The sequence below is a fragment of the Tenacibaculum sp. SSH1-16 genome (assembly GCF_040104435.1).
Taxonomy (GTDB): Bacteria; Bacteroidota; Bacteroidia; order Flavobacteriales; family Flavobacteriaceae; genus Polaribacter; species Polaribacter mesophilus.
In genome coordinates this window covers 226,753-239,626 of record NZ_JBECOV010000005.1, presented here as the reverse complement: position 1 = coordinate 239,626, position 12,874 = coordinate 226,753, and the positions used below count along the sequence as shown (strand labels likewise).

Genomic DNA, 12,874 nt, shown 5'->3' with positions numbered 1-12,874 from the left:
TGTCGACCCGATTAGGCTTGGGGTGTCGACCCGATTAGGCTTGGGGTGTCGACCCGATTAGGCTTGGGGTGTCGACCCGATTAGGCTTGGGGTGTCGACCCGATTAGGCTTGGGGTGTCGACCCGATAAAAAAGTTACACTTTTTTATCTTACTTTTTTTATATTTGAGAGTGTTAATAAAATTGCTAAAAGTTCCGTATACCCTACCGTAAAAGGAATATATAAGTAATTTTATTACGTATATAAACTAGTTGTGCTTCATACCTGAAAAATGGAACTTCAAGAAATATATAGAATTAAAAAGGGTCAAGTGATCTCGGAAAATATAACTATTCCGTTCTTTTTTGGTATAGTTTATTCAGATGATGGATTTATTAGACTTGATCTATATGTAAATGAGGAATATGACTTAAAAGCTTTGACGAATGATAGTTCTAGAGAGTATTGGCAATCTAACTATAACCTAACTTGTATTACAGAGGAAAATAATATTCTAATAATAGATAATCTAAGATTTTCTCAAAACAATCCACATCTTTCGAGAATTAAAATGGTAAGTTATGGAAAAATGGAGCATATAAAGGATAAGAAAAAAGGATTTGAAGAAAGTGATTTCAAACCATTGATTAAATATCTTGTTTTAGAAGGATTAAAAATTGAATTTTCGGATTTCACAGAAGAAATTAGAGAAAGAGGTGGACAAAAAATTGAGGATTTTAACAATTTAAAAAGAGACCATTCCACAACTAATTTAGTTCATAAAAGATTTCCATATAGCCAAACTTACTATAAGTTATCAGAAGATAGCGATGATATCATAGTTGAGTTTACTGAAGAGAATAGTAATAGATTAACTTATGAATTATTTTTAGAAATTAAGCATTCTTACATTTCAGCTCTCTCTTTCATCAATGGAGCTGAAGTCAGAATAAGAAAAGAATGTTATGGTTCTTATTATACGATTGGAAAGATAGACGCGGAAAAAGTAGTAACATATTCTTTTAAAAAAATTGACAACAGACGATACAACAGCTATATTCCTATAAATGACCCTTTCCATAGAGGAGAAAATGTTTTAGGTAAATTTCTAATGTTCAACTTTGACAAATTCATAAAATGGTGTGAAAAAATAGATATAAAATCAATTATCTTTTATCTTAATAATTCAGAGCAAACTAAAAGTCTTGAAGAGAAAGTATTTATTCAAATTATTGCATTTGAAAGACTAACAACTATGTATGTTGAGTTTCTTGGAGATAAAGAGGAATTTTTACCAAATAAAACTGATTATAACCCAATAAAAAAAGAACTTAATAAAATCATAGACTTGAATAAAGATAAATTCGGCAACGCATATAATACTGTGAAAAGTAAGATTGGAAATTTAAACCAGATTAAAAGACATTCAACAACAGACAAAATGTATAGAATCATCAACGATTTTAATATTCCTATAACGCCAAAAATAGAAAAGCTAATAGATGTTGTTAGACATAAAACAGTTCACAGAGGAGATATTGGAGAAGGTCAAGAAGGTATTACTACTTTTTATTTATTAGACGAATTAATCAGAGAGATTATTTTAAGAATGGTTGAATATAAGGGAAAACGAAAAAGTAGAATATTACTAAATGAATAAGTACGAAAGCACAACACCGTGTATAATTAATTACGGCTGTATTTCCTCACCGGAAATTCAATCTTATTAATTATCTTTCCGCAACATCGGAAAATGACTCGCGTCCTTTTCCCGCAAAAAATCATACACAAATACGTTGCCACCAATTAAAACCAACGACAGAAAAAGAATTAAACTGAATGAATAAACAACCAAAACCAGACTCAAAAAAATACACGGACTTAATATCCGAAATACAAAAAGGACAGATTAAGATTCCGAAATTTCAACGAGATTTTGTTTGGAGCATTGATAAAACAGCCAAACTATTAGACAGTATTTTAAAAGGCTATCCAATTGGAACTTTTATACTTTGGGAAACAAATGAACGACTTAATGACATTAAGAATATCGGAAACCTTGAATTGCCACCAATTCCAGATGATATTAAAGTTCAATACGTTTTGGACGGACAACAAAGAATTACGTCATTGTATGCCGCATTTTTAGGTGCTTCAATCCAAAAAGAGGGCGAAAAAAAGATTACAAACTACGGTTCTATTTTTGTTGATTTAGAGGGCGACGTTGATAACAATGATGAACAAATCATAGTTTCAGAGCAACCTGAAAGTACATTCATAACTTTGAATGAAGTTCTTAATTTCAACGATAATTTACTTGAAATAAAAAAGCGTTTTTCAGATGAGCAATTCAAAAAAATTCATCAATATTCTCAAACGTTTTCAACATACGACTTTTCAACAGTTGTACTTCGCAAAGAGGATATAGATTCTGCAATTGAAGTTTTTACTCGAATAAATACAGGCGGACAAACACTTACGTTGTTTGAAATTATGTCTGCAAAAACATACGATGAAGAACAGAAGTTTGATATGCAGGCAAAGTTCCAAAAACTACTCAAAGAACTTGAAGTAAGTAAATACGACACCATTTCGAGTACCGTTATACTTAACGTCTTAAGTTTGATTTTAAGCAAAAACAAGGAGTGTAAGAGAAAAGTAGTTTTACAACTGGACAAACAAAGCATTATAGACACTTGGGATGATGTTATTTCGGCATTAAAAGAGAGTATTGATTATTTCCGTTCTGTTTACAGAATTCCTGTTTCCACTCTTTTACCTTATGATGCTCTTTTAGTTCCCTTCAGTTACTTCTTTTATTTCCAAAAAGAGAAACCTAAAGGAAAACAAATTAAGTACTTGGAAGAATTCTTTTGGCGTATTTCGCTATCATATAGATATTCAAGTTCAACCGAATCTAAACTTGCGCAAGACATCAAGAGAATTGACCAAATTCTTCAAGAGCAAAGACCAAATTATGATGAAATAAAAGTCTTCTTAAACTCACCAAAGGACTTAATAGATACAGGATTTAGTGCAGGTAATAGTTATTGTAAAGCTGTTCTTTGTCTTTTAGCTTACTTCGAGCCCAAAGACTTTAGTGATAATGGAAAAGTCATTCTTGACAATTCTTGGCTCAAAATGGCTAACAGTAAGAACTATCATCATTTCTTCCCGAAATCTTATCTGCGAAAACGAGGCATTGGTAATGAAAACAGTATTGTTAACATTACTTTAGTCGGAGCGGATTTAAACAAAAGAAAAATTAGAGCAAAAGCACCTTCAATCTACATTCAAGATTTTATAGACGAGAACGAAGGTTTGAGCAAATCCATAAAATCCCACTTGATTGACAACATAGACGAATTTGGTATTTACAGCGATGATTACTCTGTGTTTTTAGAAAAAAGAGCTAATTCGATTTTCAAAGCCCTAAAAAACCGTATCGAGCTTAAAAATGAAATGCCAGTAGAGGATACTGAATTAAAAGAATTAATCTTAATTGGCGAAAACGAAAGATTGGAATTGAAATCAACTTTGCGATATGATATGCGAGAAAACACAGTCAATAAAAAATTGGAGTTTGTAATTGCAAAAACCATTTCAGCTTTTTTAAATACTGATGGAGGTATTTTAATCATTGGCGTTGACGATGATGGAAATGCTTTGGGAATTGACAAAGACTGTGAAACTCTTTCAAAGAAAGACATTGACGGGTTTGAATTGCATTTAAGAAATATTATATCAAAATATTTGGGTTCAAGCTTCGAGAAATATTTGAAAGTTAGCTTTCCGACTATTGACGAAAAGACAATTTGTAAAATTCAAATTCTAAAAAGCGGAAAACCAGTCTTTGCGACTTTTGAGGGAAAAGAAAATTTTTATGTACGGATTGGGAATTCGTCAGTTCCGAAAAACAGAGCGGAACAAAGCGAGTATGAAAGACTACATTGGAATTAAATAACTGGTGGCAACAATGGCTATAAACAATTGCTTTTACTGGCTTATCCTGAAAATTCCGCAGGAATTTTCAGCTTGTAGTGTACTTGCAAAAGTCTGTGCTAAACCACGCAACTGTTCATAGCCTAGACCGTTGTAAGTAATGCCGAAAAAACATTGTGCTTGAATGAAAAACATAGTTCTAATTTCTTGTGTCAGTAAAAAACTGGACAGAAAGGCCACAGCGGAAAAGATTTATACAAGTTCACTTTTCAAAAAGAATTTGACCTATGCAAAGTCATTAAATCCAAACGGAATTTTTATACTTTCTGCAAAACACGGACTTCTAAAATTGACAGACGAAATCGAACCTTATGACAAAACGCTGAATAAAATGAATGTCAGCGAAAGAAAGGAATGGTCAAAAATGGTTGTTAATCAGCTAAATTCTGTAGCGGATTTGAAAAATGACCAGTTCACTTTTTTAGCAGGAGACAAATACCGAAAGTACTTGTTGCCAGAATTAGAACACATAAAAATTCCAATGCAAGGATTAAAAATTGGAGAACAACTTCAATGGCTTACTAAACAAAACAAATAATGAGCAAAATTTGTAACGAAATACACGAAATTTTTAATGAATTAAAAGAACACTCATTTCCTTTCAACAATAAAGAAATACCGAAAAATGGAATTTATATTCTGTTTGAAAAGGGAGAGAAATTTAATGGACTGAAAAGAATTGTAAGAATTGGAACTCATACAGGAGATAACCAACTTCAATCAAGATTAAAACAACATTTTGTTAAAGAAAATAAAGACCGTAGTATTTTTAGGAAAAATATTGGTAGAGCAATACTGAATTTAGAAAATGACAGTTTTTTAGAGCAATGGGAATTAGATTTGACAACAAGGGCTAATAAAGAAAAATATTTGGAGCAAATAGACTTTGAAAGACAACAAAGAATTGAGAAAAAGGTAACTGAATATATTCAAAACAATTTTTCATTTGCAGTTTTTGAGGTTTTGGAAAAAGAACAAAGGTTAAGGATTGAGTCAAGAATAATTTCTACAATTTCAAATTGCACGAATTGTAAACCGAGTAAAATTTGGTTAGGATTATCCTCACCAAAGCAGAAAATAAAAGATAGTGGATTATGGTTAGTAAATGAATTATGGAAACAATCTTTATCAGAAAATGAACTGACCGAATTAAAAGAAATAGTAAAAAGCACTACTTACAACAAAGAACTGAGGCAAAAAACAAGTGCATTTTATACTTTTTTAAACCAAAGTACTTTTATAGTTTGTACCTACCACACTATAAATCACTTTTCACAATAGCAAAAGCTTGTTTTAGTAACTTATTACACACCACTATTAAATTAAATAATCAGAAAAATAAAAAAGATGAAAAATTATACTGAAAAAGAACTTTTATACAAAATAGAAAATTTTAGACCAGAAAATGATGATTTTACACCTTTGGAAAATCTTTTTAATGAACTTTACGGTAATTTTTTAAAAAAACATACATCAAACAAAGCTATGGTTACCTTATTTAAGGTATTAGAAAGATTCAGTGAGGTAAGTGAGCCTAATGTATTTTGGAATATCATGTATTCACTAGAAGACATGAATGGTTTTGAACAAGAATATGTAAATTCTTTAAAAAGAAAAGCTTCTGATATAACGATTATGAACCTAAATGCACTTTTTAACTCTAATGTTACTTATGTAGGAAATGAAAAAATGGAAGATCTTTTAGATTACATTATAAACAACCCAAATACATCGAGTTCTACAGTAAAGTATATAAAAGAGGAGTTTGTTAAGATAGAAGAAGAAAAGGTTAAAAATGAAATTGAATTGAAGGAAAAAACGTCAGACAAAAACATTAAAGAAAAAAATAAAAAATGGTGGGAACTCTGGAAGTAAAACTATCTACAATATTTATTATAATTAATAAAGGTTTAGTCTTAAAGTTTAATGTACTTTCATTATGTCTAACAGTTTTTTTGCTTTGTATTTTATTAGTATTTCTCCAAAATATGGAGCTAAAGTAATAACTACTATTACACATAAAGAAAAAGAATAAGAGTACAATATCCTACTTTTGAACTGATAAACAGCAAAGATAATACCTTTCGAGAAGGAAGTAATAAGGTGGTATTAGAAGAACCGTTTTTTTAAAAACTATAAACGTACAACAACGACTCCCATAAGTAATTACTACTTATCAGCTATTTACAAAAAACCTCGCGGATTTTCTATTTAGTTTGTATTTACTAAATTCGGTGCTTAAAACACGTAATAAACCATACACAAACATATTGCCATTAATTATGGGGTATACTCTTAAAAATTCAAATATGAGAATAACAGTTTTATTTTTATTGACTATCATGCTTTTTAGTTGTGAAAGTATAACACAAAAAGAGCAATCAAAGCCTAAAAAAATAGCTCTAAAAGAAGATTTAAAAAAAGGAAAAATAAGCATTCTTGGAACATTTCATTTTGCAAATACCACTGATTATTCTGCTATAATTATTGAGGATTTAAATTCTAGCAAAAGACAATTGGAGTTAAAGAAATTAGTAGAAAATTTGGCGAAATTCAAACCAACAAAAATTTTAGTAGAAAGAGAGCCTATACTAACAGACTCTTTGAGTAAAAAACTTATTGACTTTAAAAAAGGAAAATACGAACTACCAAATAATGAACTTTATCAAATAGGTTTCAGATTAGCTAAAGAGTTGAATTTGAATAAAATTTATGGAATTGATTATCATTTGGAACTTGGAGATACTGAATTAATCGAATACCTTAATGAAAAAAAACTTATGGAAGAATTCGCTAATACTTTAAAGTCAGCTAAGGTTTGGGCAAGTAAAGAAACAGAATATTTAAAAACGCATACTTTAGGCGAATCTTTGGCAAATTTGAACACTTCTGAATCAGATAACTTTAATCGTAACCTGTACCTAGATGGAATTTTAAACATTTCTAAAAATGGAAACTCACCAGCATCAGACTATGTCTCAAATTGGTACAAACGGAATATTTATATTAAAAAAAATATTGATGATTTAATTAACGAAAATGACAGAGTTTTAGTTATTATTGGAGCTGGACATAGTGCAATTCTAAAAGACTTTTACAGAAGTTCAAAAAATACAGAGTATGTTGATTTGACTAATATTGGCGAAAAATAACTATCATCAACAACACCCATAACTCATTAAATTTAACCCCCTTAACAAGGAATCAATTGACTTTTTACTATCTTTCGATTGCAACGGAAAATACTAGCCTAATTTTTAAAAGTTACTAATTCTTTTTTAAGTTATCTCATATTAATAATTTTAGGGAGCTGAATTATTGATCGTTCAAAAGAATCATCAACAATTCAACTCTTTATAACTTTCTCATATATCCCTAAGTAGCACTATCGTACATAATCAAAAAATAAATGAAAGAAACTAACGAAAAAGAAAAATGGGGGAATTTTAATGGAAATATTAATATATATAGTGATTTAGAACCTTTAGATATTCCAAAACTAATTAAAGAGAAGAATATTCACTCACTACAATTTTTCCAATTCACAAACCCCGAAAAAAGAACTTGGAATATTCTAAATGAGTTTTATAAGACATATCCAGAAATTGGATTAAGAATTGCGTGGTATGATAAAATGAATTTCGATTTTTATTCTCAACTACCTAATTTAAGAAATTTTGATGTTTCTTCTTATAATACTTCCAACTATACACCTTTACTACAGAATAAAAATCTAACTGATTTAGGAATAGGAGAAACTAAATCTGTTGCTGTTGATTTAAGTTTTATTAAGGAGTTTCAAAATTTAACCTCTCTTCGGATTGATGGAATGAAAAAAGGACTTGAAAACGTATCGAAACTCTCAAAACTTGAACACCTAACATTTCGTGGTGTTAAAATGAACAATCTAGATGCAATCAACAACCTAAACAATCTTAAACAATTACGTTTGTTATATGGTAGTTATAAAAATATTGATTCAATTGCTAACATTAAAAGTATTAAGACTCTTGAAATAAGTAGAACAAGACAAATACCTAATTATGATTTTCTAAAATATATGGAAAGCTTAAACTCTCTATATTTTGAAGGTATGTCCAAAATGGAAAGTTTACCCAACTTATCTAGGTTAAAAAATCTTAAGCGAATCCAAATTGACAATAATAGTAGGTTAACAGATATTACCAATTTAAATCAATTACAAAACCTAGAAGTTTTTTTACTATCTTTTCCTGAAAACTTTAAAGCAGCTTACCGAAAAGAACTTTTAAAACAAGCAACCGACTTCCTTTTAAACTCTAAAACAGTAAAATATACTAACTTATTCTTTTGGTTAGAAAATGATTTAAAAGATAGACTAAAGGAAAAAGGCATAAAAAAATGGGATTATGGAATGGATATCTAATAAAATCTTTAGCTATAATTAATCAATTGTTCTCACCTATTTTTAACCGAACTACCCTAGCAAAACATTGAATACAAATGAAAAAACTTACAATAATTTTAATTCTAGCTTTTATTGCAGTTGCTTCCTGTAAGCAGAGCAAACAAGAAAAACAACAAGTAACTCCTGAAAAGTTTGAGTTTACCGAGCTTATAAAAGAAGATTATGAACTTTATAAACCAACTAAAGAAATTAAAGCAGTTTTAATTTTGTTTGGTGGTTACCCTGAAGTTGCTAAAGACATTAAAAGAGAGTTTAAAATTCTTGATATCGCTAGAAAAAATAATATTGCGGTTATACTTTCTAATCTTAATCAGAAATTATGGCTTGAAGAAAACGAACAACAACAACTTGCTAAAAGTTTACAAACTATAATTACAGAAAACCAATTACCAACTGACAATATTTTTATTGGAGGTTTTTCAAGTGGTGGAGTTGTTAGTCTTTTAATAAGCAATTATATTGTTGGGAAGAAACAGTTCTATATCGACCCAAAAGGAGTATTTATAGTAGATTCCCCAATAGACTTGGTTGCTTTGTATAAATCTTCAGAAAAAAGTATAGAGCGAAACTTTTCAGAATCTGCAATTCTAGAAAGTACTTGGCTATTAGAAACATTAGGTAATAACTTTGGCAATCCTAAAGACAGTATTAAAAAATACGAGGAGAAGGCTGTTTTTACCTCTAATACAGACAATATTTCTAACATAGAGAAACTAAAAAGCACTAAGATTAGACTTTACACAGAACCTGATACTTTATGGTGGAAAAAGAATAGAATGGCTGATTATGACCAAATGAATGCTTTCTATATCAAAAAACTATATGAGAGTTTAAAAACTAAAGGTTTTAATAATGTTGAGTATATACCTACAACAAACAAAGGATATAGAGCTAATGGTGAACGACACCCTCACAGTTGGGCTATTGTTGACAAAAAAGACCTAATAAACTGGATATTGACAAAATAAATACTGATTATAGCAATTATTACAAGACTTCCTCGATTACTTCTTTTAACTTAATTGGATTCTTATAATATTAATATGTTTACAAGCTCTAGTAACAACTTCATCATTAACAATTAGAACTTCACACAGAGAGTACTTTGACTCTCTTTTCTTATAAATTTTCAAAAAAACAGATACTAAAAGTGCTAAAATCTTACTACTTTACACAACTAAAGTCTAGATTAAACGTATCTTTAAACTTTAATCGCAAATAATATTAATATGAATTTAAGAGGAGTTGTTTTTTTTATTTTTATACTCTCAAACTATTTGGCTTTTGCTAATGATACAATTATAAAACACCTACTTTTTACACCTCAAAAAATATCTATTAAGAAAAATACTATTGCTGTAGAACAAGCACAAATAATGTTTTTAGATAATTTTTTAAAAACAAGTAATAATGAAGCCTTTACAGGTAAACATATTATACAAACTAACAGAGGAAATTTTAAAGTTTGTTTTGAAATAGATAATAGTCTTCCAAATATAGATGCATATGAGCTAGAACTTAAAGCTTCAGAAATTAATTTATCTGCTAAAAATATAAGTGCTTTACGTTATGGTAAACAAACTTTAAACCAATTAATATCTTACGCTAAAGATAAGCACAACTCATTGCCTACCCTTAAAATTAGTGATTGGGCTGATTTTGAAAAGAGAGGTTACATGTTAGATATAAGTCGGAACAAAGTACCTAAAATGGAAAGTTTATATCAGTTAATAGATCAATTAGCAATATGGCGAATTAACGAGTTACAACTTTATACAGAACATACTTTTGCTTATCGTAATCATCCCATTGTATGGAAAAATGCGAGTCCGCTTACAGCCAGCCAAATTCAACAACTCGATTTTTATTGTTTAAAAAAAGGAATAGATTTAGTACCTAACCAAAATTCTTTTGGACATATGGAAAATTGGTTAAAACATGATGAATACTTAAGTTTAAGTGAGTGTGAAACCAATTGTAAAACAAAATGGGGTAATAAAAAAAGGACTGCCCTCGCCCCTACAAACCCTGAATCATTTAAATTAATACAAGAGTTATATGCAGAGCTTTTACCCAACTTTTCTAGCAATTATGCTAATATAGGAGGTGATGAAACTTTAGAGTTAGGTTTAGGTAAATCAAAATCATTATGCGACTCTATTGGTAAAGGAAAAGTATATTTAAATTTTTTAAAAAAGTTAAACACTGAGATTATAAAAAATGGAAAAAAAACTCAGTTTTGGGGTGATATTGTACTAAATCATCCTAAATTAATAAAGGATATTCCTAAAAATATGACTGCTTTAGTTTGGGGTTACGATGCTACTTATCCTTTCGATAAAAATTTAGCTAAATTCCATAAAGCTAACTTAAATTTTTACGTGTGCCCTGGTACGTCTAGTTGGCGTTCTGAAATTGGTAGAAACGCCAATGCCTTTATAAATCTTAAAAAAGCTGCAGTAGCAGGAAAAAAATATAAAGCCAAAGGTTATCTCATAACAGATTGGGGAGATTTTGGACATTTTCAACCAAAATCTGTCAGTTATCCCTCCTTAATTTTAGGAGCTAATTATGCATGGAATTACTCTGATAAAACAGAAAAAAATTTAGCCTTTCTTTTAAACAAGTTTGTATTTAAAGATGCTACAGGTTATGCTGCCAAAGCTGTCTTAACTTTAGGAAATTCTTACTTAAAAGCTAAAATACCTGAAGGAAATGCTAACGCTTTTCATTTAATGATTAGACGATTTAGATGGACTATAAAAGGACATTACCAAACCAAACATATTACCAAAAGTGGTTTATTAGCTTCTAAAGTTGAAATTAAAAAAGGACTCGCATTATTACATAAAGCACAACCAACAGCTTTAGATTCTTTAATCGTTATTAAAGAACTAGAACAAGCTTCTAAACTGGCTCTTTTTGGAATTGATTTAGGTTTAGCAAGATTAACAGCTAAAAATACGGCTACAAAAAATATTCCACAGAAAAAAAGAAAGGAATTAGCTTCTGAACTTACAACTTTAATAGAAAACCATAAAACAATTTGGTTACTTAGAAACCGAAAAGGAGGGCTACAAGATTCTACCGAAAAACTAGAAGACTTACTAAATTATTTAAAAGGATGACAGAAAAACAAAAAATGCTAAATGGTGACTACTATAATTCAAGAGATCCTGAATTAATTAAAGTTTACCACAAAGCCAGAAAGTTATTAAAAGAATATAATTTCTTAAATTCAGAGTTAACACTAGAACGAGATAGAATTTTATCTGAACTCTTTGCTTCAAAAGGTAATGGAGTTTGGATAGAAACGCCTTTTTTTTGTGATTATGGTGAAAATATTTCTATAGGAGAAAATACTTTTATAAACACTAACTGTATGTTTTTAGACAATAATAAAATTACCATTGGTAAAAATTGTTTAATAGCTCCTTATGTACAAATTTATACCGCTACACACCCCATAAAAGCTTCTGATCGTATTATTAACTCCAATAACACAACTCATTATCTAACTTCAACCAAACCAGTAACTATTGGAGATAATGTTTGGATTGGTGGTAATTCTATAATTTTTCCTGGAGTATCTATTGGAAATAATGTAACTATTGGTGCTGGTAGTACTGTTACTAAAAACATCCCCAGTGATGTGCTCGCTTTCGGCAACCCATGTGAAATAAGAAAAAAGTTAGATAGTTAACTATTAAAAAATAAAGAAGTTTATTCCTTAATATATTACGAAATCAATATTTTCAATATCTGATCCTCTAAAAGCTCCAGTAATACTATCTTCTAATTTTTGAGGTAAAGTTACCTTTTTTAACTTTTTGCTATCCTTAAAGGAGTCGCTCCCTAATGTTGTTATGTGCTCTGGAATTGTAAGTTCTTCAAAATTATTTTCAGCAAAACAATCATTACATAATTTAGTGACCGATTTTGGTAAATCTATACTCGTAAGTGCATTTCCTACAAAGCAAAACATATGAATTGTTGTTAATGATCCTTTTATAATGAGTTTTTCTATTTTATTTCTTCCAAAAGCTCCACCTCTTATTTCTGTAACTTTTGACGGTATAACTAACTCTTTAATTTCATTTTTATAAAAGGCATCCTCGTCTATATATTCTAAAAATTTTGGTAAGATTACTGCTTTGAGCCCTTTATCATCAAAAGCCTCCCTTAATATATACGTTACAGGTTTATTGTTTATATAGTCGGGCATCACAACACTTGTTGATTGTCCTATATAATCTAAAATTGCAATACCTCCGTTGAACTCTCTAAAAGAATACTCTTCATTTTTTAAAATCGTAACCTGCTCTTTCATTCTGTTTATTTTGTTTTATTGATAATTACAAATACTAAAATTATATAGAAGAAAGTGATTTTTGAAAAGTAATTTGTTTTCGTTGCTATTGTTTTTATATTCGTTTCAAAAAATAT

General features: G+C 29.5%; 11 protein-coding genes. 10 read left to right on the top strand and 1 reads right to left on the bottom strand.

Annotation, left to right across the window (positions count from 1 at the left end):
• Positions 1–271 precede the first annotated feature (271 nt).
• From ABMY20_RS09400 to ABMY20_RS09355, 10 genes are all read left to right on the top strand, one after another.
• Positions 272–1,639: a hypothetical protein gene (locus tag ABMY20_RS09400; RefSeq protein WP_253057018.1), complete on the top strand. Its 1,368-nt coding sequence runs from the start codon at positions 272–274 to the stop codon at positions 1,637–1,639.
• A 179-nt stretch (positions 1,640–1,818) separates the two neighbouring features.
• Entirely contained in the window at positions 1,819–3,939 is a 2,121-nt protein-coding gene (locus tag ABMY20_RS09395; RefSeq protein WP_253057020.1) for a DUF262 domain-containing protein, read from the top strand.
• Between the two features lie 166 nt (positions 3,940–4,105).
• Entirely contained in the window at positions 4,106–4,519 is a 414-nt protein-coding gene (locus tag ABMY20_RS09390; protein WP_034040240.1) for a DUF6884 domain-containing protein, read from the top strand.
• A complete protein-coding gene (locus tag ABMY20_RS09385; RefSeq protein ID WP_253057021.1) occupies positions 4,519–5,262 on the top strand; it encodes a hypothetical protein in 744 nt (247 codons plus the stop codon). Before ABMY20_RS09390 ends, ABMY20_RS09385 begins: the two co-directional genes overlap by 1 nt.
• Before the next feature lie 66 nt (positions 5,263–5,328).
• Entirely contained in the window at positions 5,329–5,856 is a 528-nt protein-coding gene (locus ABMY20_RS09380) for a hypothetical protein (RefSeq protein WP_253057022.1), read from the top strand.
• Positions 5,857–6,290: 434 nt separating this feature from the next.
• A complete protein-coding gene (locus ABMY20_RS09375) occupies positions 6,291–7,133 on the top strand; it encodes a DUF5694 domain-containing protein (protein ID WP_159613928.1) in 843 nt (280 codons plus the stop codon).
• A 257-nt stretch (positions 7,134–7,390) separates the two neighbouring features.
• A complete protein-coding gene (locus tag ABMY20_RS09370; RefSeq protein WP_159613926.1) occupies positions 7,391–8,386 on the top strand; it encodes a hypothetical protein in 996 nt (331 codons plus the stop codon).
• 77 nt (positions 8,387–8,463) lie between these two features.
• Entirely contained in the window at positions 8,464–9,396 is a 933-nt protein-coding gene (locus ABMY20_RS09365; protein ID WP_253057023.1) for a hypothetical protein, read from the top strand.
• A gap of 261 nt (positions 9,397–9,657) precedes the next feature.
• Positions 9,658–11,556 carry a family 20 glycosylhydrolase gene (locus ABMY20_RS09360; RefSeq protein ID WP_047790152.1) on the top strand — a complete coding sequence of 633 codons (1,899 nt, stop codon included), beginning with the start codon at positions 9,658–9,660 and terminating at the stop codon, positions 11,554–11,556.
• Positions 11,553–12,131, top strand: a complete 579-nt coding sequence (locus ABMY20_RS09355) for a sugar O-acetyltransferase (RefSeq protein ID WP_073184447.1) — start codon at positions 11,553–11,555, stop codon at positions 12,129–12,131. Before ABMY20_RS09360 ends, ABMY20_RS09355 begins: the two co-directional genes overlap by 4 nt.
• 27 nt (positions 12,132–12,158) lie before the next feature.
• Here ABMY20_RS09355 and ABMY20_RS09350 read toward each other — a convergent pair whose 3' ends face one another.
• Positions 12,159–12,758 (bottom strand): leucine-rich repeat domain-containing protein, encoded by a 600-nt coding sequence (locus ABMY20_RS09350; RefSeq protein ID WP_073184449.1) that lies wholly within the window; start codon positions 12,756–12,758, stop codon positions 12,159–12,161.
• Between the last annotated feature and the right edge of the window lie 116 nt (positions 12,759–12,874).